Source organism: Streptomyces sp. IBSNAI002 (assembly GCF_052244475.1).
GTDB lineage: Bacteria > Actinomycetota > Actinomycetes > Streptomycetales > Streptomycetaceae > Streptomyces.
On the sequence record NZ_JBQPXG010000002.1, the window covers coordinates 7,519,825 to 7,543,689 of the forward strand.

Annotated in this window: 26 protein-coding genes; 19 read left to right on the forward strand and 7 right to left on the reverse strand. The window is 74.2% G+C overall.

Features of this window, described 5'->3' with window-relative positions; all coding sequences use genetic code 11:
* The first annotated feature begins 69 nt into the window (after positions 1-69).
* On the forward strand, positions 70-636 hold the full coding sequence (locus tag ACTVZO_RS34900) for a DJ-1/PfpI family protein (RefSeq protein WP_443302138.1): 567 nt from the start codon (positions 70-72) through the stop codon (positions 634-636).
* Between the two features lie 63 nt (positions 637-699).
* Here ACTVZO_RS34900 and ACTVZO_RS34905 read toward each other — a convergent pair whose 3' ends face one another.
* Entirely contained in the window at positions 700-1,260 is a 561-nt protein-coding gene (locus ACTVZO_RS34905) for a DUF1062 domain-containing protein (protein ID WP_443302139.1), read from the reverse strand.
* A 382-nt stretch (positions 1,261-1,642) separates the two neighbouring features.
* Between ACTVZO_RS34905 and ACTVZO_RS34910 the strand changes: the two genes are divergently transcribed.
* Positions 1,643-1,834: a hypothetical protein gene (locus tag ACTVZO_RS34910; protein ID WP_443302140.1), complete on the forward strand. Its 192-nt coding sequence runs from the start codon at positions 1,643-1,645 to the stop codon at positions 1,832-1,834.
* Entirely contained in the window at positions 1,831-2,205 is a 375-nt protein-coding gene (locus ACTVZO_RS34915) for a hypothetical protein (protein WP_443302141.1), read from the forward strand. Before ACTVZO_RS34910 ends, ACTVZO_RS34915 begins: the two co-directional genes overlap by 4 nt.
* A 157-nt stretch (positions 2,206-2,362) precedes the next feature.
* Here the strand turns inward: ACTVZO_RS34915 and ACTVZO_RS34920 are convergent, their stop codons facing one another.
* Positions 2,363-3,175 (reverse strand): glutamate ABC transporter substrate-binding protein, encoded by an 813-nt coding sequence (locus tag ACTVZO_RS34920; RefSeq protein ID WP_443302142.1) that lies wholly within the window; start codon positions 3,173-3,175, stop codon positions 2,363-2,365.
* A gap of 215 nt (positions 3,176-3,390) precedes the next feature.
* Between ACTVZO_RS34920 and ACTVZO_RS34925 the strand changes: the two genes are divergently transcribed.
* The 3 genes from ACTVZO_RS34925 to ACTVZO_RS34935 all read left to right on the forward strand — a co-directional run bounded on the left by ACTVZO_RS34925 (position 3,391) and on the right by ACTVZO_RS34935 (position 5,874).
* Positions 3,391-4,479: a hypothetical protein gene (locus ACTVZO_RS34925; RefSeq protein ID WP_443302143.1), complete on the forward strand. Its 1,089-nt coding sequence runs from the start codon at positions 3,391-3,393 to the stop codon at positions 4,477-4,479.
* A 105-nt stretch (positions 4,480-4,584) separates the two neighbouring features.
* Positions 4,585-5,244, forward strand: a complete 660-nt coding sequence (locus ACTVZO_RS34930; RefSeq protein ID WP_443302144.1) for a vWA domain-containing protein — start codon at positions 4,585-4,587, stop codon at positions 5,242-5,244.
* A 93-nt stretch (positions 5,245-5,337) separates the two neighbouring features.
* On the forward strand, positions 5,338-5,874 hold the full coding sequence (locus ACTVZO_RS34935; RefSeq protein WP_443302145.1) for a TerD family protein: 537 nt from the start codon (positions 5,338-5,340) through the stop codon (positions 5,872-5,874).
* Between the two features lie 157 nt (positions 5,875-6,031).
* Here the strand turns inward: ACTVZO_RS34935 and ACTVZO_RS34940 are convergent, their stop codons facing one another.
* On the reverse strand, positions 6,032-6,658 hold the full coding sequence (locus tag ACTVZO_RS34940) for a TetR/AcrR family transcriptional regulator (protein WP_443302146.1): 627 nt from the start codon (positions 6,656-6,658) through the stop codon (positions 6,032-6,034).
* 160 nt (positions 6,659-6,818) lie between these two features.
* On the opposite strand from ACTVZO_RS34940, the gene ACTVZO_RS34945 reads away from it, so the two are divergent.
* The 8 genes from ACTVZO_RS34945 (at position 6,819) to ACTVZO_RS34980 (ending at position 14,203) form a co-directional block, all read left to right on the forward strand.
* A complete protein-coding gene (locus tag ACTVZO_RS34945) occupies positions 6,819-7,616 on the forward strand; it encodes a phosphatase PAP2 family protein (RefSeq protein ID WP_443302147.1) in 798 nt (265 codons plus the stop codon).
* Complete coding sequence (locus ACTVZO_RS34950) at positions 7,613-8,542, forward strand: hypothetical protein (RefSeq protein WP_443302148.1); 930 nt, start codon at positions 7,613-7,615, stop codon at positions 8,540-8,542. The genes ACTVZO_RS34945 and ACTVZO_RS34950 overlap by 4 nt, the downstream gene beginning before the upstream one ends.
* Positions 8,543-8,625: 83 nt before the next feature.
* Positions 8,626-8,892, forward strand: a complete 267-nt coding sequence (locus tag ACTVZO_RS34955) for a GlsB/YeaQ/YmgE family stress response membrane protein (protein WP_443303366.1) — start codon at positions 8,626-8,628, stop codon at positions 8,890-8,892.
* 35 nt (positions 8,893-8,927) lie between these two features.
* Entirely contained in the window at positions 8,928-9,116 is a 189-nt protein-coding gene (locus tag ACTVZO_RS34960; protein ID WP_443302149.1) for a hypothetical protein, read from the forward strand.
* Between the two features lie 131 nt (positions 9,117-9,247).
* Complete coding sequence (gene rraA / locus ACTVZO_RS34965) at positions 9,248-9,736, forward strand: ribonuclease E activity regulator RraA (protein ID WP_443302150.1); 489 nt, start codon at positions 9,248-9,250, stop codon at positions 9,734-9,736.
* Between the two features lie 118 nt (positions 9,737-9,854).
* Positions 9,855-11,513, forward strand: coding sequence for a peptide-N4-asparagine amidase (locus tag ACTVZO_RS34970; RefSeq protein ID WP_443302151.1), 1,659 nt, complete (start codon positions 9,855-9,857; stop codon positions 11,511-11,513).
* A 27-nt stretch (positions 11,514-11,540) separates the two neighbouring features.
* The gene (locus ACTVZO_RS34975; protein ID WP_443302152.1) at positions 11,541-13,214 is read left to right on the forward strand and encodes a serine/threonine-protein kinase; all 1,674 of its coding nucleotides are present in this window, start codon (positions 11,541-11,543) and stop codon (positions 13,212-13,214) included.
* 80 nt (positions 13,215-13,294) lie between these two features.
* Positions 13,295-14,203, forward strand: a complete 909-nt coding sequence (locus tag ACTVZO_RS34980; protein WP_443302153.1) for a squalene/phytoene synthase family protein — start codon at positions 13,295-13,297, stop codon at positions 14,201-14,203.
* A gap of 19 nt (positions 14,204-14,222) precedes the next feature.
* Here ACTVZO_RS34980 and ACTVZO_RS34985 read toward each other — a convergent pair whose 3' ends face one another.
* Together ACTVZO_RS34985 and ACTVZO_RS34990 are read right to left on the reverse strand one after the other, a co-directional pair.
* The gene (locus ACTVZO_RS34985) at positions 14,223-14,933 is read right to left on the reverse strand and encodes a LysM peptidoglycan-binding domain-containing protein (RefSeq protein WP_443302154.1); all 711 of its coding nucleotides are present in this window, start codon (positions 14,931-14,933) and stop codon (positions 14,223-14,225) included.
* Between the two features lie 456 nt (positions 14,934-15,389).
* On the reverse strand, positions 15,390-16,382 hold the full coding sequence (locus ACTVZO_RS34990; RefSeq protein WP_443302155.1) for a dihydrodipicolinate synthase family protein: 993 nt from the start codon (positions 16,380-16,382) through the stop codon (positions 15,390-15,392).
* A gap of 71 nt (positions 16,383-16,453) precedes the next feature.
* Here ACTVZO_RS34990 and ACTVZO_RS34995 point away from each other — a divergent pair, with 71 nt between their 5' ends.
* The 5 genes from ACTVZO_RS34995 (at position 16,454) to ACTVZO_RS35015 (ending at position 21,709) form a co-directional block, all read left to right on the forward strand.
* Positions 16,454-17,368, forward strand: coding sequence for a LysR substrate-binding domain-containing protein (locus ACTVZO_RS34995; protein WP_443302156.1), 915 nt, complete (start codon positions 16,454-16,456; stop codon positions 17,366-17,368).
* A gap of 111 nt (positions 17,369-17,479) precedes the next feature.
* A complete protein-coding gene (locus ACTVZO_RS35000; RefSeq protein WP_443302157.1) occupies positions 17,480-18,568 on the forward strand; it encodes an S-(hydroxymethyl)mycothiol dehydrogenase in 1,089 nt (362 codons plus the stop codon).
* Between the two features lie 127 nt (positions 18,569-18,695).
* Positions 18,696-20,000, forward strand: a complete 1,305-nt coding sequence (locus ACTVZO_RS35005; RefSeq protein WP_443303367.1) for an alpha/beta fold hydrolase — start codon at positions 18,696-18,698, stop codon at positions 19,998-20,000.
* A 53-nt stretch (positions 20,001-20,053) separates the two neighbouring features.
* The gene (locus ACTVZO_RS35010) at positions 20,054-20,818 is read left to right on the forward strand and encodes a PIG-L deacetylase family protein (RefSeq protein ID WP_443302158.1); all 765 of its coding nucleotides are present in this window, start codon (positions 20,054-20,056) and stop codon (positions 20,816-20,818) included.
* 54 nt (positions 20,819-20,872) lie between these two features.
* Positions 20,873-21,709 carry an enoyl-CoA hydratase/isomerase family protein gene (locus ACTVZO_RS35015; protein ID WP_443302159.1) on the forward strand — a complete coding sequence of 279 codons (837 nt, stop codon included), beginning with the start codon at positions 20,873-20,875 and terminating at the stop codon, positions 21,707-21,709.
* Here ACTVZO_RS35015 and ACTVZO_RS35020 read toward each other — a convergent pair.
* Entirely contained in the window at positions 21,706-22,611 is a 906-nt protein-coding gene (locus tag ACTVZO_RS35020; protein WP_443302160.1) for an SDR family oxidoreductase, read from the reverse strand. The genes ACTVZO_RS35015 and ACTVZO_RS35020 overlap by 4 nt on opposite strands.
* 49 nt (positions 22,612-22,660) lie before the next feature.
* A complete protein-coding gene (locus ACTVZO_RS35025; protein WP_443302161.1) occupies positions 22,661-23,812 on the reverse strand; it encodes a hypothetical protein in 1,152 nt (383 codons plus the stop codon).
* Positions 23,813-23,865: the final 53 nt, after the last annotated feature.

The window sequence follows — 23,865 nt, forward strand, 5'->3', positions numbered from 1 at the left end:
GGCGGCGGGCAGGGTAGCGGTGGCCCCACGGGCCCCATCCGACCGTGAACAGCGCCTCTGGAGCAGCCCATGGCAGTGAAGATCCTCATCGTGACCGGTGACGCGGCCGAGTCGCTGGAGGTCCTGTACCCGTACCAGCGCCTGCGCGAGGAGGGCTACGAGGTCCACATCGCGGCGCCGTCCGTGAAGAAGCTGCGCTTCGTGGTGCACGACTTCGAGGACGGCTTCGACACCTACACCGAGAAGCCCGGCTACACCTGGCCGGCCGACCTGGCCTTCGCCGACGTGGTCACCGAGGACTACGCGGCCCTGGTCGTCCCGGGCGGCCGCGCGCCCGAGTACCTGCGCAACGACCCCGAGGTGCGGCGGATCCTGGCCGCCTTCGCCGAGGCGGACAAGCCGGTAGCCCAGATCTGCCACGGCCCGCTGATCACGGCCGCGGCCGGGGCGCTGGAGGGCCGCCGGGTGACCGCGTACCCGGCGCTGGAGCTGGACATGAAGGCGGCCGGGGCCGAGTTCGAGGACTCCGAGACCGTGGTCGACGGCACCCTCGTATCGGCCCGGGCCTGGCCCGACCACTCGCGCTGGATGCGGGAGTTCCTGACGGTGCTGCGCGGCAAGGCCCCGGTGGCCTGACCGGTCGCGGCACCGGGGCCCGTCCGGCGGATCGTGCCGGACGGGCCCTTGGTGCCGGGCGGCTCAGCGCTTGAGGACGAAGGTGAAGTCGCCGCGGAGCCTGCCGTCCAGGCGGACGGCCGAGACGAGGTTCCCCTCGGTGACCAGCCTTTCGACCTCGGCGCGCGAGAGACCGTAGCCTTCGGCGATCAGCCGCACCGGCCGGACGGGGATCCGCGCCGCGAACCGGACCGCGACCTCGTCCGCATCGCTGTCCGTCTCGCCGTCCGGCCGGCCGGAGCCGCCGGTGTCGAGGCGCCAGGCGCCGTCCCAGTCGAGGGCGACGCGGTTGCGCCGCCGTACGGACGGGTCCTGGAGCAACTCCGCCGCCAGGCCGGGATCGTTGCCGTGCAGCCGGTCCAGGAGCCCGGGGTGGATCGAGCGCACGTTCGCCCGCTCCAGGACGCTGAGCCTGGTGGTCTCCCCGCAGCCGGTGCACAGGGCGAGGAGCCAGGCATCGAGGAGCTTGTGGTGTGCGTTGACACGGAATTTGCCGTTCGCCCGGAAGCGCTCGGACGCGCAGGCGTGGCAACGGCGGATGACCAGGGGCAGGCAGGTGGGCGTGACCACCCAGGTTTTGAGCACAGGAGTACACCGGTTCCAGTGAGAAGTCCGCAGCAGAAAGCAGCACGGCGCACAGGTGCGACGCGCGACGCATAGAGCTCGGGGGGTCTCACTTGGTGTACAACGGCACGTCCTCGGACGAGGGGTCAGGGGCGGGAGCACCGTAGCCGCACACGGGAACGCGGCTCCACCGGTTTTCGCCGGCCGGCGCCAGGGCCGGCCCCGCCTCCCGGCGGCCTCCCGACCACCTCCCCACCCTCTCCTTCCGACGTACCGCATGGGGCTCCGGAGGCCCCTGGGCCAGCACAAACGTCCTCGGCGCGCGAAGGCCGGCCAAGGGGCGCGGGCTGTGCCGGCCTCGGGCTCGCCGCTTCGTCGCGCGACCGACATCCGGGGGGTTTCCGTGTCGTTTCTCAGCGAGCCGAAAGCCATGATCATCGCTGCCGGGATCGGGGCGGCGGCCATCCTGGTAGCCGCCCTGATGGCCCTCACGGGAACGAAGGGCGGGTCCAGCAACGAATGCACTGCGGACAACAGCGCCCAGCAGCACTGCTCCAACACGAACACCGGCACGGACAAGGGCTCCGGCCGGTGAGAGCGGCCGCATCAGGGGCCGGCCGGCGCCTGGCCGGCCCCTTCGCGGCATGGATCCTGCTGACCGCGGCCCTGACCGGGTGCACCACCAACACCTGCGGGGGTGACCGGGGCGGCTCCACCGTCTGCGTGAACAACGGCGCCGCCCCCGACGCGGACGTCCAGTACAAGCAGCAGGTGGTGGCGGCCTCCTGTTCGAGGAAGCGGACGCCGTCTCGGAGGCAAACGGAGCTGCTCCTCGCACGCGTCTCGGACCGGGGTGTTCTCGCAGACCGCCAGCACTACCTCGGCGAGCTGTCGGACCTGGACGCGGAGGTGGCGCACCGGGTGCGCGTATGCCGGCGGACCCTTTCGGAGCACGCGGCCCGATGAGGAACGCGGGTCATCGACAGGGCTCTGCCCTTCCGCCCGAGCGGCCGCCGCCCTGGACGCCCGCCGTCATGCGGCCAAGGAAGCAGCGGCGGCCTTCATCGGTTGCGGCCGACGCGTTGCTGAGCCCCGGGCACCGCTGACCGGCTCGACGGTCGCGTCAGCTGCCCGCCGCGATCGGCGGGGCCGGCTCGTACTTGTAGTCGGGGCCGAAGTTCTTCTTCACGGCCGCTTCCCACGAGCCGTCCTCGACCATCTTCTTCAGAGCGGCGTTGATCTTGTCCTGGAGTTCCTTCTCGCCCTTCTTGACGCCGATGCCGTAGTTCTCGTTGCTCAGGTTCTGGCCCGTGAGCTTGAACTTGCCCTCGTTGCCCTTCCTGGCCGCGTACCCGGCCAGGATGGAGTTGTCCGTGGTCATGGCGTCGACGAGGTTGTCCGCGAGGGCGACGAGGCACTCGGAGTACCCGGGGAGCTCCAGGACGCTCGCCTTGGGGGCGAGTCCCTTCCTGATGTTCTCGGCGGAGGTGGAGCCGGCCACCGAGCAGAGCCGCTTGTTGTTGAGGTCCTCCGCCTTGGTGATGGAGGTGTCGGCGGCGCGGACCAGCAGGTCCTGGTGGGCCACGAAGTACGGCCCCGCGAAGTCGACCTTCTCCTTGCGCTTGTCGTTGATCGAGTAGCTCGCGGCGACGAAGTCGACCTCGTTGTACTGGAGCAGCAGTTCGCGGTCGTTGCTGTAGACCTGCTTGAACTCGATCCGGTCCGGCGTGTAGCCGAGCTGCTTGGCCACGTAGGTGGCCACGTCCACGTCGAACCCGGTGAAGGTCCCGCCGGGCTCGCGCATGCCGATGCCCGGCTGGTCGAACTTGATGCCGATGGAGAGGGTCCCCGTGGCCTTGTCGTCACCGCCGCAGCCGGAGGTGGTCAGGGCGAGGGCGATCACCGCGGCGACCGCGCCGGCCTGGGGAACCTTCATTGCTGCACTCTTTCCTCGATGACGCGGGACGGCCGTCAGGGTCGCTGGGGCGCGCGGAACCGCGGGGACGTGGGGGGACGTCAACACACGTGTACGAGGAAGCTAGGAAGGCGACGGGCGCAGCGTCACTACATCTGAGCAAAACTTGAGGATAACGATCCGGTTCGGGCGCAGAAGCTGTGGCGGATCCGAGCCGGGGCGGGAAAAGGGCGGGCATGGGGACAGGATCGGTACGGGTCGACGGCAATGCGCTGTTTCTGGGCAAAGGGGTGCAGATCCGCTTCATCCGGACCCTGCGGCTGCCCGAATCGGGCACGCACGCACTCCCGCCGGGGCTGGGGGAGTTCCCGCTGCGGCGGGTCGAGGACTATCCGGACACGGCGCCGCCGGAGTGGCTGGCGAAGGGCGGCGTGATGCTGCCGGTGTACCTGCGCGAGGCGATGTGGCTGAGCTTCGGCCGCAGCGCCGAGCCCGCCGCGCTCCAGGTCGGGGTCGGCAAGGTGTGCGCGGTGTCGGGGGAGCGCTGGACGGGCCGGCTGGCCCGTGACCCGCAGAACTACGTGGTACTGCCCCGTCAGCCGTGGCTGGACGGGATCAACTCGGGCGACGGGACGGTGCGCCAGTTCGTCGCCGTGCCGCTGGGCCTCGGTGCCACCGTCGAGGGCCAGGTCACCGGCGAGGAGACCACCGGCGGAGTGCAGCTCCAGGCGTTCCCGCTCGGCGAGCGGGCACTGGCCGAGTGGCGGCGCGCGCAGCTGGAGGCCCGCAGGGCGGCGCCCCGGCCTGGAGGCGGACCGGCCGCCCCCGGCGGCTTCGCCGGCTACGGCGGGGCCGTTCCCATGCCGATGGCGGCGGCGCCGCCCGGTGCGATGCCCCCGCCGGGTCCGGCTCCGGCCCGGGGCGCGGCGCCCGCGGCCCCGGCCATGGGGCTCGGCGTCGGGGGCTCGATGCGCCAGGAGGTCTACCGCGACGACCGGCCGCTCTCCGCCTGGGCGCGGGAGCCGGCGGCGCGGGTCTTCGTCCACCTGGTCACCCCGCCCGCGTGGCGCCGGATCACCGGCGAGGACGCACCGCCCTCGCCGGTCGACCGGGCCGCCTACACCCGGGCCGGGCTGCCCTGGTTCGACTACTACGACGAGTCCGGCGCCGACCTCGCGCCCGCCGGGCCGCTGACCGGGGTCAAGCCGGTGGGGGAGTGGCTCGGGGACGACCACGCCCCCTGGGCGGAGCCCGGCCCCGGGCAGGTCAAGCCGCTGGGAAACGCCCCGAGGCCGGGCAAACCCGTACAGGACGGCAACTGGTAGACGTACCGGGGCAGTCGGGGATCGCGCGCTGCGGTTCCGGCGCGCACGGCACCCCCCCGCCCCTGGGAGCTGGGCGAGGAGGGCGGCCCGGCCGGGGTGGGCGCGGTGGAGGCGGAGGCCCTGCGCCGGCAGACCGCCCAGGCCGTACGGGCCCACCGGCGCGCCAGGGGCCGGATCCCCGAGGGCTGGGCCCGGTGGGCCGAGCAGGTGCTGGTGCCCTCGGCGGACTGGCGGCGCGCCCTGTCCGGAGCGGTCCGGGAGGCCGCCGCCTGGGCGGCCGGCGCGGTGGACTACACGTACCGCCGTCCCTCGCGCCGCACTCCCGCGCTCGGCGGCCGGGTGGTGCTGCCCAGCCTGCGCAGGCCGCTGCCGCGGGTCGCGATCGTCATCGACCCCTCGGGCTCGACGGGGCCGGACGACCTGGCGGCGGAGCTCGCCGAAGTCACCGGCGCCCTGCGGGGGGTGGGGGTCGGAGGCAATCGGGTCGCCGTCCTCGCCTGCGACGCCGACGTGCACGCCGTGACCCGGGTGCGCAGCGCCGGCGAGGTGACCCTGGCGGGCGGGGGAGGCACGGACATGCGCGTCGGCATCACCGCGGTGCCGGCCCTGCCGGACCGGCCGACCATCGTGGTCGTGCTCACCGACGGGTACACGCCGTGGCCGGACGAGACCCCGTCCTGCCGGCTGATCGCCGCGCTCGTCGGGCAGGACCCGCCGGCGCCCCCGCCCTGGGCGGAGACCGTACGCGTCGAGCTCGCCACGTGAGCGCACTGGCCGGGAACGTACGGTCGTTCGGACCGCGGCGGGGGACACGTGGGAGCATGGCCGGGCAATACCCGTAAGCGAAGGGGGAGTTCGGTGACTGGTGTACGCAAGGGACTGGCCAAGGTCGAGATCGGGCTGCGGTGGGACCCCAGCCCGGCCGGGACGCCCGCGCACGATCTCGACATCGTCGCGGCGGTGTACGGCGCCGCGGACCTCCACGGGGTACCCGTCCACCTGGTCCACTTCGGCAGCCGCTCGCCCGACGGCACCATCACCCTGAACCGCGACAGCCACACCGGCCAGGGCTTCGGATTCGACGAGGTGATGACCCTCGAACTCGACCGGATGGCGCCCGACCTGCGGCGCGTGGTGGTCGGGGTGATCATCCAGGACACCGCCGCCGGCGGGCCGGCCGCGACGTTCGCCGACGTCGCCGGGACGGGACTGCGCATCCGCGAGGGCTATACGGACCTCGCCCAGGGCGACTTCGGATCCGTCCCGGCCGCCACCGCGGCGACGGTCGCCGAGTTCACCCGCGACGACTCGGGAGCCTGGTCGCTCGACGCGCGGCTGCGGGGCTTCGAGACCGGCCCGGAGGAGTTCACCCGCACCATGGGCGCCGTGCGCTGACGGAGGGTCGCGCACGCACGCGACGACCACACGGATCGGACGGCGGCCACTCTTCGGGTGAGTGACCGCCGCCCGGTCCGGATGACGCGCTGCCGCCGTCCCCACGAGGCAGCGCGGGCAGGTCACCGTCCGGTCATCGGGACGGCGGCCCGCCGGTTCAGGGGGTCCCGGTGGGGCCGGGGGTGCCGGGCGGTGTGAGGCCCAGGGAGGGGAGCATGACCGCGTCGACGAACCGGAGCAGGTAGGCGGCGTCCGCGTCGCGTCCTTCGAGCACCGGCCGGATGCGCAGTACGCCCATCAGCTGCGCGGGCAGGAACTCCACGGCCGGGTGGTCCGCGGTGATCTCGCCGCGCGCCACCGCCCGTTCCACCATCACGGCGAAGGCGGCCAGCTCCGGCTCGACCAGCGCCTCGCGCAGCGCGGCCTGCAGTTCCCCGTCGCTGAGCACCGCGTGCCCGAGCGCCTGCATGAGCCGGGTGTCGCGCCCCGAGGTGCAGGCCGCGATCCGGGCCGCCTCGCGCAGGTCGCCCGCCAGCGTCCCGGTGTCCACCGCGACGAGCGTGCCCTGCCGGTTCGCGCGCAGCGCGGCGGCGACGAGCTGCGGCTTGGTCTTCCACTGCCGGTAGAGCGTGGACTTGCCGCAGCTGGCCCGCGCGGCGACGCCCTCCATGGTCAGGGCCTCGTAGCCGTGTTCGCGCAGCTGCTCCAGGACGGCGTCGAAGAACTCCTGCTCCCGCTCCGGAGTGATCTTGGAGCGGCGCGCGGTGCTCGGCGTCGACGTCATGGGGTGCGGCTCTCCTCGGGGGCGTCCCGGCGGCTGGTTCCACTGCGAGTGTACGGGAACGCGAGCGTATCGGTACACCGTCGTATCGATACGCAAATGTATCGATACACTGGCGTGTCGATCGTGTAGATCTGTGCGCAACAGGAAGAGGGGCCGGGGGATGACCTCCCACACCACACCCGCCGGGGCGGCGGCCGGCCGGAAGGCCGCACGCCGCCGCCTCATACGCGAGCTGCTGCTCGTCGCGGGGCTGTTCACCGTCTACAAGGCGGGCCGGACGCTCTCGACCGGACGCACCGAGGAGGCCTTCCGCAACGCCGCCCGGATCTGGGACGCCGAGCGCGCCCTGCACCTCCCCGGCGAAGGAACGGTCCAGCGCCTGCTGCTGCACGGCGACACCCTCGTCCACACCGCGAACGCCTACTACGCGGCCGTCCACTTCCCGGCCACCGCCCTCTTCCTGATCTGGCTCTACCTGCGCCGGCCCGACCACTACCTCTGGGCCCGCCGCGTCCTCGCGGTGCTCACCGGAGCCGCCCTCGCCCTGCACCTCGCCTTCCCGCTGGCGCCCCCGCGGATGTTCGAGGCCGCGCACCTGGTCGACACCGGACAGGTCTACGGACCCAGCGTCTACGGGGCCGCCCCGGCCACCGACACCATGGCCAACCAGTTCGCGGCGATGCCCTCCCTGCACTTCGGCTGGGCGCTGATGCTCGCCCTCGGCATGATCGCCGCCACCTCCGGCCGGTGGCGCGCCCTGTGGCTGCTGCACCCCGCGCTGACCCTGTTCGTGATCGTCGGCACCGCCAACCACTACTGGCTCGACGCGATCGTGGCGACCCTGCTCCTCGGAGCGGCCCTGCTGCTGATCCCGCGCAGGGGCGCCGCCGCGGCCCCCGTACCCGGGCTGCCGGGTCCGCGCCGCGCCGCACCCGTGCCCGCCGGAGCCGAGCGGTGAACGCCACTGCCCTCGCCGTCGCCCTCTGCCTCGCCTCCGCCGTGGCCTACGCGGCCGCCGCCGTGGCCCAGGAGCGGCTCGCCCGCGCCGGCGCCGCCCGCAGCGCCAGGGCCCTGCTCGGCAACGGCGCCTGGTGGTGGTCGGCCGGGCTGAACGCCGCCGCGGCCCTGCTGCACGCCGCGGCCCTGCGCTACGGACCGCTCACGCTCGTCCAGCCGCTCGGCGCGCTGACCCTGGTGGCCGCGGTCCCGCTGGGGGCGCGCGGGGCCGGCCGCCGGGTGGCGGCCACCGAATGGCGCGGCACCCTGGCCACCGTCGCGGGACTGGGCCTGCTGCTGCTCCCGGCCTCCGGGCCCGCCCCCGACGACACGCTCACCCTCGCCGAGGCACTCGCCGTCTCCGGGACCACGGCCGCGCTGATCCTCATGCTGACCGCCGTCAAGGACCCGCGCTCCGGGCTGCGGCACGCCACGGCCTCCGGGCTGGCCTCCGCGGCCGCCTCGGCCCTGACCCAGACGGTGGCCGTCGCGGGCGGCCGCGGCGGATCCCTGTTCAGCGTCCGGGTCCTCGCCGTGGCCCTGCTCGTCGTGGTGTTCGCCGTCGGCGGGATGCTGCTGTCGCAGCGGGCCTACCGGGGCGGGCTCGGCGCCCCCCTCGCCGTCGTCAACCTGGCCAACCCGCTGGCCGCGGCCGCCATCGGCATGGTCCTGCTCGGCGAGCGCCTCCAGGGCGGGGCCGCGGGACTGCTGCTGGCCTCGGCGGGAGCCCTGGCCGCCGCGCGCGGAGTCCTGCTGCTGACCCGCACGCCGCCCGTTCCGGACCCGGCCCCGGCTCCCGTCCCGGGCTCCGCCCCCGCCTTCGCACCGGCCTCCGCGGTCCCGCCCGCGGTACCGCTGGGCGCGCTCACCCCGGTCCACCACGGCTGAGGGCCGAGCCCAGGAGAACCGATTCGGCCCCGATCGCGTCCTCCTGGGTGAACCACCGGAACACCGAAACGGAGTGCATGGACATGGGGATCATCGGCTGGATCATCCTGGGACTGCTGGCCGGAGGCATCGCCAAGGTCCTGCTGCCCGGCCGGGACCCGGGCGGCCTGATCGGCACCACCCTGATCGGCGTGGCCGGCGCCTTCACCGGCGGCTGGCTCTCGGCGAAGTTCCTGGACCGCCCCATCGACAACCAGTTCTTCGACCTCGCCACCTGGGGCTCGGCCATCGCGGGCTCGCTCGTCCTGCTGATCGGCTACCGGATCCTCTTCGGCAACTCCCGCGACTGAGTGTCCGGACGCACCGGGCGGGGCAGGGACGGGACATGAGCCGACGCGCGTACGTGGCACGAGGGGTCCCGGGCGGCTACCGCATCTGGAAGACCAAGGGCGGCCGATGGTGGGGCGACCTCTACGAGCTCTGCCCCGACGACCTCCTCGCCGAACTGAACGGCACGGCGGATCCCGAGAGGATCACCGCCCTGCTCAAGCGGTACCGTGCCCTGAAGCGCTAGGTGTATTGCCCGGTGAGGTTGGGGAAAAGACCGAGGCCCCGGTGTAATCAAGCACCAGCAGTCGCACACCTAGGGCCTGCACGGCCCTGCCACGGCGTACCAGCACGAGCCCGCGAGGAAGTTCCAGCGACATGAGCGTCACCCCGGTCCCCACGGCCGACCTCTACGACGAGCACGGCGAAGCCCTCGGCATCTGCGCGACGCAGTTCCGCCTGCTGGGCGGCCGCCGGCTGTTCGCGGGACCCGTGCGGACCCTCGCCTGCCACGAGGACAACGCGCTGCTGCGCGGGCTCGTCCACTCCCCGGGCGGGGGCGCGGTCCTCGTCGTGGACGGCGGCGGGTCGCTGCGCACCGCCCTCGTCGGCGACCTGATCGCCGGCGCGGCAGCGCGCAACGGCTGGGCCGGTCTGATCATCAACGGCGCGGTCCGCGACAGCGTGGCCCTCGGCGGACTGGACCTCGGGGTCATGGCGCTGGGCACCGTGCCCCTCAAGAGCGCCAAGACCGGAGCGGGGACGGCCGACGGTCCCGTCACGATCGGCGGTGTCACCTTCCGTTCCGGCGACACGGTCCACGCGGACGCCGACGGGGTCGTCGTCCTCCCGGCCCGCCCCGTCTGACCGCCCGGCCCCGGCCTGCCCGGCCCGCCCGACCGGCACGCGCCGAGCGGCGATTTTCGGCCAGGGCCGCCGCACGGGCCCTGGCGCCCGCCGGGCGGGCCGGTTTCACTGCGGGCCCATGACACGACACAGGATCATGGGCCTGCTCGGCGCGCTGACCCTCGCCGCGGCAACCCTGGCCGGCACCGCGGGACCCGCGAACGCCGCCGCACCCGGACCCGCACCGGCCTCCGCCGCCGCCCCCGGAGGCGAATCACCGCCCGCCGAGTTCGGCACGGACTGGCACGACCCCCTCACCCCCGCCCCGCCCGTGGCCCGCCCCGGTACCCGGTCCTGCGAAGTCACCCTCGCGGAGGCCCGGTTCCGCGACTTCACCCCGTACCGCGGCAGCTACACCCCGCCCGCGGGCTGCGGCGCCGACCACTGGGCCGCGGTGGTGCTCCGCCTCGACGGCAAGGTCGAGGGGCGCCAGTACGACCGCCTCGGGCACCTCTCCCTCGGCGGCGTCGAGATCCTGCGCACCTCCACCCCGCAGCCCTCGCCCGACGGCATCACCTGGTCGGTCGAGAAGGACGTCACCCGCTACCGCGACACGCTGACCCGCCCGCAGCCCGTCGAGATGCTCATCGGCAACGTCGTCAACGACACCTACACCGGGATCATCGACGTCAAGGTCACCCTCACCTTCTACGCCGCCGAGGGCCGCACCGGCCCCGCCGCCACCCCCGACCGCGTGCTCCCCCTCACCACCCCCGCCGTCACCACCCCGCGCAATACCGAGCGCCTCCTCGCCGAGGTGTACGCCACCGGCTCGGGCGGCGGCTGCGAGGAGTACTGGTACACGACCACCCCGGACGCGGCCCCGTACTCCTGCAAGGCCGCCGACGGCCCGTACCGCGAGGTCCGCGTCTCCGTGGACGGGCAGCTCGCCGGCATCGCGGCGCCCTTCCCCACCGTCTGGACCGGCGGCTGGTCCAACCCCTTCCTCTGGTACGTCACCCCCGGCCCCCGGGCCCTCGACGTCCAGCCGGTCACCTACGACCTCACCCCCTACGCCGCCCTCCTCAACGACGGCCGTCCGCACCGGATCGAGGTGTCCGTGGCCGGAGTGCCGGCCGGGCAGAGCGGCTGGAGCACCCCCACCAACCTGCTGCTGTGGCAGGACGAGGCACGCGAGGTCGTCACCGGCGCCCTCACCCGGCACGAGCAGAGCGACCCGGCCAACTCCTCCCGCTGGACCCCCGCCGCACCCGGCGGCGAACACCGGCTCGACACCGAGGGAGGTCACCGGCTGACCGTCGCCGGGCACCTCGACACCTCCCACGGGCGGGTCACCACCACCGTTACCCGCGCCGTCCGCAACACCTCCGTCCACCGCTGGACCGACGGCGAGAACCGTGACGCGCTCACCGCCACCTGGACCGACGAGGAGACCGTGACCCGCGGGTCCACCGCCACCCGGACCGGCCGCACCTACACGATGGACGGCGAGACCACCCTCGGCGCCGGCGACCGGCTGCGCACCGTCCTCTCGCTCGGCGACCGCGCGGACACCGCCACCCTGCGCGGCGGCCGGACGATCGAGGTCTCCCGGCTCGACGACCGGTACACGGGCGACGCCACCTACACCGCGAACGTCCCGCGCGACCAGCGGCACGCCGTCGCCACCACCTCCGCCCGCTCCCGCCTGTACGGGCCGCAGGCCCCCGGCGGATGCCACGACCGCACGGTCACCGCCGTGCAGGGCACCCTCACGGTGGACCGCCGACGCTGCTGACACCGGCGCCCCTTACGATGACCGGCCATGGACACGAGTGAGGCCGGCAGACAGCTGATCGACGGCCGCTTCGAGCTGGTCGCGCCCCTGGGCAGCGGCGGGATGGGCACGGTGTGGCGCGCCCGCGACATCGCACTGCACCGCGAGGTCGCGCTCAAGGAGGTGCGCCCGCCGGACCCGGCGACCGCCGCCGCCCAGCCCGGCCTCGTCGACCAGCTGCGCGAACGGGCCGTGCGCGAGGCCCGCGCGTTGGCCCGCCTCGCGCATCCGCACGTCGTGACGATCCACCACATCGTCGAGCCCGCCGTCGGCGCGGACGGTTCGTACGGCCATCCGTGGATCGTGATGGAACTGGTCAGGGGCGGCTCCCTGCACGACCGGATGGCGTCCGGACCGCTGCCGCTCGCCGACGTGCTCCGGCTCGGCCGCGACGTGCTGTCCGCCCTGCGCGCCGCGCACGCCGAAGGGGTCCTGCACCGGGACGTGAAGCCGGCCAACGTGCTGCTGCGGCCCGACGGATCGGCGGTCCTCACCGACTTCGGCATCGCGGCCCTGCACGGCTCGACGGGCCTCACCTCCACCGGTGTGCTGATCGGCTCGCCGGAGTACATCGCACCCGAGCGCGTCCGAGGGGAGGAGGGGCTGGCCGCCTCCGACCTGTGGTCGCTCGGCATGCTGCTCTACGTGGCCGCGGAGGGCGTCCATCCGCTGCGCCGGGCCACCAGTCTGGCCACCGTGGTCGCCGTGCTCGACGAGCCGATCCCGGCGCCCGTACGCTCCGGCCCGCTGGGGCCCGTACTGGAACGGCTGCTCGTACGGGATCCGGCCGCGCGGCCCGACGCCGAGCAGCTGGAAGCGCTGCTCCGGGACGCGAGCACCGCTCTCGGCGCGACCCCGGGGACCCCGGCAGTCCCGTCGGCTCCGGCAGCCCCGCCGGCCGTGGGCCAGTACGGGCCGCCCACACCGCCGCCGTTCGGCCCGGTGCGCCACCCGTACGCGGTCACCGCGGCCCTCCCGCCGCAGGCTTCCCGCCGCCGGCGCCCGGTGCTGCTCGGCGCCGCCCTCGTGGCGGTCCTCGTCGCCGGGACGGCGGGGATCGTCCAACTGCTGCCCGACGGCGGCGGCTCGGGCGGCGAGGCGAAGGGCGGCCCCGGCAGCAGTGCGAGCGCCGGCCCCTCCGGCAGCGCGGGCCCCGCGACCCCCTCGGCCCCGTCGACCCCCGGCCCCAAGGCCGGCGCGAACAAGGGAGCCAAAACCGAGGGCAGCCTGCTCACCCCCGCCAACATCCGCACCGCCCTCGCGGCCCTGAAGGAGCAGACCGGCACCACGGACTTCGTGAACCTGCGGATCTACGACTCCTACGTCATCGCCGCCGTCCCGACCGCCCCCGGGGCCAAGACCGTCGACTCCTGGCAGTACCGCGACGGCGCGGTCACCCGCAGCGGCCCCGCCGGCACGGTCAGGGACCGCGTCCCGCTCATCGACATGGCCAAGGTCGAATGGGACACCCTGCCCGCCCTCCTGGAGGAGGCGAAGAAGGAGCTCGAGGTGGCGAACCCGACCTCCCGCTACGTGATCGTCGAGCCCTGGATGATGGACCAGAGCCCGTCCATGCGGCCCTACCTGAGCGACGAGTACGGCCAGGGCGGCTACGTCCTGGCCGGCACCGACGGAAAGGTCAAGAAGGTCTACCGCTCCTGACGCGCGCGCCGGCACGGCGCACAGGCCTGCGATCCTGATCTCCGTACACGCGGAGAAACGTTCCGAGGAGCACGACCACCATGCCGACCTGGCGCACCACGCTCACGGCCGCCGGGATATCCGGCACCAGCCTGCGGGAAGACCACACCCATGCCGCCCGCCGGGTGCTGCGCCGCGAACCGGCCCCCTACCTCGCGCTGCGGCTGCTCGCCGCGCCGCCCCTGGTGCCGTGGCTCTCCGCCGGACTCGCCTTCATGAACCTGGTCGACGACGTGGCCGAGACGGGCACCCCGGCCGAACGGGTGGCCAACCTGGCCGCTCTGACCGAGCGCGTCGAAGCGGCCCTGAAGACCGGGGACGGCCCCGACCCCGTGCTGCGCGCGTACGCGCACGCCGTGGAATCCCGGGCGCTGCCCGCGCACTGGGTCTCCCGGTTCCTCGAAGGGGCCGCCACCGCGGAGGCCGGGTTCGACGGTTTCGCCGCCGAGGAGGACTTCCAGGACTATCTCGACGCCTACGCCTGGCCGGGGGTGCTGGTCTTCACCGGCCTCCAGTACCAGGGCGGCCCCGACGCCGAACAGGCGGCGGGCTGGCGGCGGTTCGTCGACGCCGCCCAGCGCGTCGACTTCCTCGCGGACCTCGCCGGGGACCTGGCGGACGGCCGCCTCTGCATCCCGCGCGCCCGCCTCGACGAGCACGCGGTGACCCGCGCCGACCTCGAACAGGCCCGGGACACCCCCGCCGTACGCGCGCTCCTGGCCGCCGAAACGGGCCGCGCCCGCACGGCACTCGACGCCACCGAAGGCATCCTCGACCTCGCCGAGCCGGGACTGCGCCCGGTGGCCGCGACGATGGTGGAGCTGATGGCGCACCAGCTCACGGCCGTGGAGCGCGCCGGGGTCGGCGCCCTGCGCCGGGACGTCGGCTACGGCCTCGTGGCCCCCGTGCGCATTCTGCTCCGGGCCGCCCGCCGCGGGCGCCGGCCCTGAGCGTCCTGCGCGGGGCCCGTCAGTAGGGCCCGTTGACGTTGTCGATGGAACCGTAGCGGGCGGCCGCGTAGTTGCAGGCGGCCGTGATGTTCGCGACGGGGTCGTAGGAGTCCAGCGAAGTGCCGGGCACGTGGTAGGCCTTGAACGTCGGGTCGATGACCTGGAGCAGGCCCTTCGAGGGGATGCCGTTCTGGGCGTTGATGTCCCAGAGGTTGATCGCCTTCGGATTGCCCGAGGATTCCCGCATCACATTGCGGTGAATTCCGTCGTAGGTCCCGGGAATGCCGTGCTTCTTCAGCACGTCGAGGGACTCGCGGATCCATCCGTCGAGATTGTTCGCGTACGTGGTGGCGGCGGCGGGGGCGGCTGCGGTGGTGGTCTTGGCCTGGGTGCCGAGGGTCAGTCTGAGCCCGGGCCGGATCACCGACGGGTCGGCGCCCACGACGCTCTTGTTCGCCGCGTACAGCTGCTCCCAGCCGCCGCTCACGGAATGCTGCGCCGCGATCTTGGAAAGGGTGTCACCGGCGACCACGGAATAGGACGCGGGTACGGCGGCCACGGGGGCCGCGACCGCGGACCGGGCCGCGGGAACGCCTGCCGTCTCCGCCGCCCCGGCCGTGGTCGTGCTGATCAGGGGCAGGGCGAGCGCCGCGCCGCCGGTGCCGGCGAGCGCCAGCTTGCGGGTGATCGGGTGCTGCTTCGGCCGACGGTGCTTTCCCTTTGCGGACATGGCGCATTTCCTCACGTGGGGGGACGGAGAGGCCCCGGAGGTGGCCGGTTTAGGGAGCATGCCGCCGGGAATGAGGGTGACCGTAGGCGAGCCCGACGCGCCGGAACAAGGCCCGAATTCCACCGGTAGATCGACTTCCTGCCCTCCGCCTCGGAAATGACCTTGGGGGGCGCTTCGCGCAATACCCAACTTTCTTTCCGGGAAAAGGGAATCGGCCCTTCGAAGGAATTGATGTTGATGTGTTCCGAGTGACTCACATCACGGGTCGCGGGGCCGGCCGCGGCGCCCCGGTGAATAGGGGCAAGTCCGCTCTCCACGGGCCGGATTCGGGCGACGGGGGCGTTGCAGGCGAATCGCCCATCAAGGGCGTATTCCGGTCATGGCATCGCCCGTGTCCCGCCCCCCCGCCCTGTTCCGCCCCGCCCGGCCCCCCCGCCCGGTCCGGCCCCGGGGCCTTCAGAGCTCGGCCAGCCGCTCCAGGGCCGCCGTCACCGCCGCCCCGGAGGCCGGCAGCAGCGGCAGGCGTACGCCGGGGGAGGGGATCCGGCCCTGCGCGTGCAGCACGCCCTTGACGACCGCCGGATTCGGCTCGGCGAAGACCGCCTCCGACATGCGGGCCAGGGCGTGCCCGAGCGGCCTGGCCCGCGCCACGTCACCCGCCCGCCAGGCCCCGGCGAGCTCCGCGAACCGGGCCGTCGCCAGGTGCGCCGAGGCCAGGATCCCGCCCGCCGCGCCCAGCGCCAGCATCGGCGAGAGGTACGCGTCGTCCCCGGCCAGCACCTCGAAGCCGTCGGGCAGGTCCCCGAGCAGCGCCACGGCGTCCTGCCCGAGCGAGCCGGCCGCGTACTTCACGCCGGCGACCCCGTCCAGCGAGCCGAGCGCCCGCAGGGCCGCGGCATCCAGCGACTGCCCGGTCCGGTACGGGACGTGATAGACGATCAGCGGAACCGGGCTCACCCCGGCCAGCCGCGCGAAATGCGCCAGCACCCCCGCCGCCGAAGGCCGCACGAACGGGGGCACGGTCACCAGCGCCGCCCGCGCCCCCGGCCACCGGGCCAGCCGGGCCAGCGAGGCCTCCGCGGCCCCGGTCCCGCTCGCCCCGGCGCCCACCGTCAGCAGTGCGCCCCGCTCCTCGCAGACCCGCGCGCACACGCCGGTGACGAGGTCGCGCTCCGCCTCGTCGAGAATGGCCGCCTCCGCCGTGGTGCCGAGCGCGACGATCCCGGCCGCGCCCCCGTCGAGCACCTCGTGGGCCAGCGCCTCCAGGGCCTCGGCGGCGATGCCCCCGGCGCGGGTGAACGGGGTGATCAGCGGTACGTGGATCCCGCGCAGTCGGAGTCCCGTCTCCGTCTCCGGGTCCGCGGCGACGCCGGCGACGGCGTCCGCGCGACGATGCACGCCGCCGTCCACGCCGCCGTTCTCGATGATGCCGGTCATGTCCTGTGTCATGCCCTCGAGCCTCGCCCGCCCCGAGCCACGAATCCAGTTCGCGTTTCTTATCCCACCCGTAAGCTGATCCGATGCTCGACGTACGACGCCTGCGACTGCTGCGCGAACTGGCCCGCCGCGGGACCATCGCCGCCGTCGCCGAAGCCCTCGCCTTCAGCCCTTCGGCGGTATCCCAGCAACTCGCCGTCCTCGAACGCGAGGCCGGGCTCCCGCTGCTGGAACGCACCGGCCGCCGGGTCCGCCTGACCCCGGCCGGACAGCACCTGGTGGGCCACGCCGAGGCCGTGCTCGAACGGCTGGAACAGGCCGAGTCCGATCTCGCCGAAGCCCGCGGCGGCCTGGCCGGAGCCCTGCGCATCGGGGCCTTCCCCACCGCCACCCGGGCCATCGTCCCGGCCGCCCTGTCCGCCCTCGCCCGGCGCCACCCGGGACTCGAACCGATGGTCCGCGAGACCGACCCGGCGGCGGTCGCGCACGCGCTGCGCTCCGGCGACCTCGACGTGGCCCTGGTCCACGCCTACGACTTCGTACCCGCCGCCCGGGAGCCCGGACTGACCACCGAGCCGCTCTACCGCGAGGCGATGTACCTGGCGGCGCCCGCCGCGGGGACCCCCGACCCGCCCCCGGCCGACGACCAGGGCGCCGTCCTGCGCGCCCACGCGGAGGACCCCTGGATCACCGCCACCCCCGGCACCCTCTGCCACGCCATGGCCGAACGGGCCTGCCAGGCGGCCGGGTTCACCCCGCGGGTCCGCCACCGGGTCGACGAGTTCGCGACCGTGCTCGCCCTGGTCGCGGTCGGCCAGGGGGTGGCCGTCGTACCGCAGCTCGGGGTCACCGGCCCCGCCGATCCGGCCGTCCGCCTCACCCGGCTGCGCATGCGGCGCCGCACCAACCTCGCGTTCCGCAGCGGGGCCGGCGCCCACCCGGCGGTGTCCGCGTTCGGCGCCGCCCTGCGCGCGTCCGTACCTCCTGAGCTGGCCTGAGCCGGCCTGAGCTGGCTGGATCTCTCGCTCCGGAGTGAGGCAACTCCCCTGCCGGGCCGCGCCCGTGTACGTTCTGACCGGGAACCGACGAGAGCAGAACGGGGTTACGACGTGACGCACCGCGTACGAGGGGTCATCGCCCGGAGCAAGGGCGCACCGGTGGAGACGACGACGATCCTCGTGCCCGACCCGGGACCGGGCGAGGCGCTCGTCCGGGTGCAGGCCTGCGGGGTCTGCCACACCGACCTGCACTACCGCGAGGGCGGCATCAACGACGAGTTCCCCTTCCTGCTCGGCCACGAGGCCGCCGGGATCGTGGAATCGGTCGGCCCGGACGTCACCTCCGTGGCCCCCGGCGACTTCGTCGTCCTCAACTGGCGTGCGGTGTGCGGGACCTGCCGGGCCTGCAAGCGCGGCCGCCCCTGGTACTGCTTCGCCACGCACAACGCGACCCAGCCCATGACCCTGGAGGACGGCACCCCGCTGTCCCCGGCGCTGGGCATCGGCGCCTTCGCCGAGAAGACCCTGGTCGCGGCCGGACAGTGCACCAAGGTGGACCCGGCGGCGGCCCCGGCGGCGGCCGGCCTCCTCGGCTGCGGGGTGATGGCGGGCCTGGGCGCCGCCCTGAACACCGGCAACGTCGGCCGGGGCGACTCGGTCGCCGTCATCGGGTGCGGTGGAGTGGGCAACGCGGCCGTGGCCGGAGCCCGGCTGGCGGGCGCCTCGAAGATCATCGCGGTGGACCTGGACGACCGGAAGCTGGAGTGGGCGCGCGGCCTGGGCGCCACCCACACCGTCAACGGCCGCGGCGAGGACGTGGTCAAGGCCGTCCAGGACCTGACCGGCGGCAACGGCGCGGACGTGGTCATCGACGCCGTCGGCCGCCCGGAGACCTACCGGCAGGCGTTCTACGCCCGCGACCTGGCCGGCACCGTGGTCCTGGTCGGTGTCCCGACCCCGGAGATGCGGCTCGAACTCCCGCTGCTGGACGTCTTCGGCCGCGGCGGAGCCCTGAAGTCCTCCTGGTACGGGGACTGCCTGCCCGAGCGCGACTTCCCGCTGCTGATCGACCTCTACCTCCAGGGGCGGCTCGACCTGGACGCCTTCGTCTCCGAGACCATCCCGCTCGACGGGGTCGAGGACGCCTTCGCCCGCATGGAGCGCGGCGAGGTCCTCCGCTCGGTGGTCGAGTTCCCGTAAGCCCCGGTCCCGTACAGGGCCCCGTACTAGACTCACCGGAACGCCACACCCGTGCCCCGGCCGCGACCCGGCCGGGGCACGGGTTTCCGTACTCCCGTACCTCGTACCCCAGGGGCCGTCCGTGACCATCGAGCACAGCTACCGCCAGCCCGGAACGGTCGTCACCGACCACCGGTTCACCGTCCCGCTGGACCACGCGCACCCGGACGGCGAGCGCATCGAGCTGTACGCCCGCGAGATCGTCGCCGCCGGCAAGGACCCGCAGACCCTGCCGTGGCTGCTCTACCTGGAGGGCGGACCCGGCTTCGGGGCCCGGCGGCTCATCGGCCGCCAGGCGTGGCTGGAGCGCGCGCTGACCGACTACCGCGTCCTCCTGCTGGACCAGCGCGGCACGGGACGCTCCACCCCGGTGAACCGGCAGACCCTGCCCCTGCGCGGCGGCCCCGCGCAGCAGGCCGAGTACCTCGCCCACTTCCGCGCCGACTCCATCGTGCGCGATGCCGAGGCCATCCGCCCCGCCCTGACCGGCGGCGCCCCGTGGAGCGTGCTCGGCCAGAGTTTCGGAGGATTCTGCTCCGTGCGCTACCTCTCCACCGCCCCCGAAGGTCTCAGCGCCGTCCTGATCACCGGCGGTCTCCCGTCCCTCACCGCCACAGCCGACGAGGTGTACGAGGCCGCGTACCCCCGGATCGAGCGCAAGAACCTGGCCCACTACCACCGTTACCCGATGGACGTGGAGCGCGTCCAACGGATCGCGGCCCACCTCGCGGAGCGGCCCGCCGAACTCCCCGGCGGCTACCGCCTCACCGTCGAGGCCTTCCAGTCCCTCGGCCTGGTCCTCGGCTCCGGCGACGGCAGCCACCAGCTGCACCACCTGCTGGAGGACGCCTTCGTCCGCACCCCCGCCGGCCCCGCGCTGTCCGACGCCTTCCTCGAGAGCGCCCGCGCCCTGCTCTCCTTCGCCGGGCACCCCCTCTACGCCCTGGTCCACGAGGCGTGCTACGCCCAGGACCCGGCCGCGCCCACCGCCTGGGCCGCCGAGCGGGTGCGCTCCGCACACCCCCGCTTCGACGCCGCCAAGGCCCTCGCGGGCGACGAGCCCGTCCTGTTCACCGGCGAGACCATCCACCCCTGGCACTTCACCGTGGACCCCTCGCTGGCCCCGCTGCGCGAGACCGCCGACCTGCTGGCCGCCCGTACCGGCTGGGAGCCCCTCTACGACCCGGCCCGGCTCGCCGCCAACGAGGTGCCGGTGGCCGCCGCCGTCTACCACGACGACATGTACGTGGACACCGACGACTCCCTGCGCACCGCCCGCGCCGTACGGGGGCTGCGGACCTGGGTGACGGACGAGTTCGAGCACGACGGCGTGCGCGCGGGCGGCCCGCGCGTCCTGGACCGGCTGCTGGCCCTCGTCCGCGGAGAGGCCTGACCGGGCCGCGCCGGGGCCCGCCGCGCACCGGTCCGCCGTCTATCGTGCGGGGCATGACCGAACAGCGTGATGAGCCCGAGCCCTTGCAGCCCATGCCCGCCGACTGGCAGCGCGCCCTCGCCGTCGTCGCCCACCCGGACGACCTGGAGTACGGCTGCGCGGCCGCGGTCGCGGACTGGACCGACGGCGGCCGCGAGGTCGTCTACCTGCTCGCCACCCGCGGCGAGGCGGGCATCGACACCATCGCCCCCGCCGACTGCGCCGCGCTGCGCGAGGCGGAGCAGCGGGCGAGCGCGGCGGTCGTCGGGGTGTCCGAGGTGGAGTTCCTCGACTACCGCGACGGCGTCGTCGAGTACGGCCTCGGCCTGCGGCGGGACATCGCGGCTGCCATCCGCCGGCACCGCCCGGAGCTGGTGATCACGCTCAACCACCGGGACACCTGGGGCGGGGCGCAGGGCGGCGGCTACTGGAACACCCCCGACCACAAGGCGGTCGGCCGGGCGGTGCTGGACGCGGCCGGTGACGCCGGGAACCGGTGGATCTTCCCCGAACTCCTCACCGAACAGGGCCTGGAGCCGTGGAACGGTGTGCGCTGGGTCGCGGTGGCCGGCTCCAGCACGCCGACGCACGCGGCCGACGCCGGTCCCGGCCTGGAGCGGTCGATCGCCTCCCTGCTGGAGCACAAGGCGTACATCGAGGTGCTCACCGACCAGGACCCGGCGGAGTACGTCCGCACCTTCCTCACCAGCAACGCCCAGCAGTCGGCGGCCCGGTTCGGCGGCCGTCCGGCGGTCCCGTTCGAGGTCTTCCCCCGCTGACCGGACACCCCTAGGCTGACGCCTCGTCAGATTCCTTACGGGGGTGCGGCAGACGTGATCGACACCGTCAGCACGGAGATCGCGCAGGGGGAGGAGCGGATCCGGCTGGAGGTCGCGGACGACGGCCTCGCGGTCCTCACCCTGTGCCGCCCCGACAAGCTCAACGGCTGGAGCTGGGAGTCCACCCGCCAGCTGGGGCTGCTGGCGGACCGGATCCGCTTCGACCCCTCGGTCCGCGCGGTTCTGCTGCGGGCCGAGGGCCGGGCCTTCTGCGCGGGCATCGACGTGACCGCTCCCGGCGGCGCGATCACCGGCGGATCGGCCGCCGAGCGGACCCGCAACTACTACGAGGGCCTGCGCTGGGTCCACGAGCGCTTCGCGGTCCTCGCCCGCCTCCCGCAGCCGGTGGTGGCCGCCGTCCAGGGCTACTGCCTCGGCTTCGGCTTCGAGCTGGCCCTGATGGCCGACATCCGGGTGGCGGCCGAGGACGGCGTCTTCGCCCTCCCGGAGGCGCAGCTCGGCGTGGCGGTGGACGCGGGCGGCGACCTGCGGATCGCCCGTGAGGCGGGCGCCGGGTGGGCCAAGTACCTGGCCCTGACGGGCCGCCGCATCGACGCGGCGACCGCGCTGCGCCTGAACCTGGTCCAGCTCGTCGTGCCCGGGGCGGAGCTGGACGCCACCGCCCGCGGCCTGGCGTCGGAGATCGCCGCGAACGCGCCGCTCGCGGTGCAGGGCATCAAGCGCGCGGTCGACGCCTACGCCGACGCCGCCCTGCCCGCGGCCCTCGACCGCGTCGCCATGACGGCCGCCCTCACCCTCACCTCGGACGACTGCCGCGAGGGCTACGGAGCCAAGGCCGCCCGCCGCCCCCCGCACTTCACGGGGGGCTAGGGCCTGTCGCCGAACGGGCCGCGCCCCAGCTGCTCGCGCACCGGCACGACCTCCGGGTTGACCAGCGCCCGGCGCTGCCAGTTCGCGCCGTCGACCACCAGGGTGTGGCCGGTGACGAAGCGGGCGTACGGCGAGGCCAGGAAGGTCGCGGCCCAGCCCAGCTCGCGAGGCTCGCCCACCCGCAGCGCGGGCTGCCGCCCGTCCTTGGCGTCGGGTGCGGCCCGGTCCAGGCCGCCCCGGATGTCGCCGGTCATGTCGGCGTGCGGAAACAGCCCGGGCACCAGGCCGTTGACCTGGATGCCGTACGGGCCCCACTCGACGGCGAGGGTCTCCACCAGGTTCTTCACCCCAGCCTTGGCGGCCGCGCTGTGTGCGAAGCCGGGCCCGCCCGTCCAGGCGTAGGAGGCGCCGATGTTCACGATCGACCCCGGGGTCCGTGCGGCGAGGTGGCGGCGGCCGAACTCCCGCGTCATGAACCAGGTTCCGGTCAGGGTGATGTCCACCACCGCCCGCCAGGCGTTCGGCGACAGGTCCTCGGCGGGGGAGGGGAAGTTGGCGGCCGCGTTGTTGACCAGCACGTCCGGCAGCCCGAAGGCGGCCTCGGCCGCGTCGAAGACGTCCGCGACCCGCTCGGGGTCCCGTATGTCGCACAAGGCGGCCGTCACCCGGCCCGCGCCGGGGACGGCCGCCAGCTCGTCCCGCGCCGCCGCCAGCTGCTCGGCCCGGCGGCTCGCGATCACCAGGTCGGCGCCGAGCCGGGCGAACTCGGCCGCGATGGCCTTGCCCAGCCCGGTGCCGCCGCCGGTCACGAGGACCACCTGCCCCGCGTACGTACCGGGAGGCAGGGCGGCGGCGCCGAGCGGCGGTGGCGCGGGCAGACCGCGCCGGGTGTCGTCCGTCATGGGCCATCGATAGCGCGCGGGCGCCGAGATCACCAGGCCCCGGACGGGATCAGCCCTGCGGGGTGTACGCCTGCCGGCTCGCGCAGGTCCAGATCACGGCGCCCGACCCGACGCCGTCCCAGCCCCAGTAGCTGCCGCCCACCCGGTCGTCGTCCGAGACCGCGAAGGCCTCGCTGCGCGCGTCCGGCGTGGCGCCCGCGGGGTGCGGGAGCGCCTTCGTCGCGCCGGCGCCCGGCCAGTAGGCGGCCCGGACGTGGTTGGCGTAGCCCTCGACGAAGGTCATGGCCGTGCCGACCACCGCGTTGGTGCCCGGGCTGATGGCGTCGAGGGTGAGGTGCTGGTATCCGGCGACCGGAGCGGGCCCGGTCGGCAGGGCGTCGTACGGACGCTTCCATACGGCCGGCTTGCGCTCCTGCCAGTCCCGGTAGCTCAGCTTCTCGTAGCCGACGACCCGCCCCTTGTCGTCGATGCCGGTGGCTCGGGTGCCGACGGTCCAGTCGCCCTCGGTCCAGACCGGGAGGCTCGCGGTCGGGTAGCCGCCGGCGGGCCAGACCACGGGGAAGGTCGTGCTGACGATCTGGTCGTTGTCCTGGTCCCAGTAGTTCGTGTACGCCGTGCCGAGGATGTCGCCGCGCTTGTTGATGCCGTTCACCGCGCTGATGACGGTGCTCGGGTGCGCGTCGGCGGGCACGGGCAGCTCGCGCACCACCGTCCCGTTCACCCACTCCTTGGCGACGCCGCCGTCCAGGGCGACCACGTGCCCGGCGTCGTTGACCTCGCCCCCGCCGGACTGGGTGGAGGTGGCGGTGATCAGCTGGACCGACGGTGCGCCGATCCGGTAGGTGAACACGGCACCGGGCAGGCCCTGTGCGGTGCTCTGGACGGTGCCCACCATCAGGCCCTTGGCGTTCACCCCCGTGACGGTGCCCTCCTGGAAGCCCTCCGGCATCGGCACCGCGTGGACCTGGCGGTCCGCGGTCCAGTACGCGGGCAGTCCGGCGCTGGAACCCACCGCCAGCCCGTCCGGGCCGAAGGCGCGGACCGAGCCCGCGGGCCCGCCCGTCAGCGAGGGCAGGACGGTGATGCCGGGCTCGCACGCCGGTCCGGCGGCCGCGGCCGGTCCGGCTGCGGTGAGCAGCCCCGCGATGACGGCTGCGGCCACGGCCGCGGACGCACTGCCTCTGGTACGGCTTCGGTTCATGGAACGGTCCCCCCGATGATCGTGTCATATGCCCTATGGCAACTGCCTGTTGA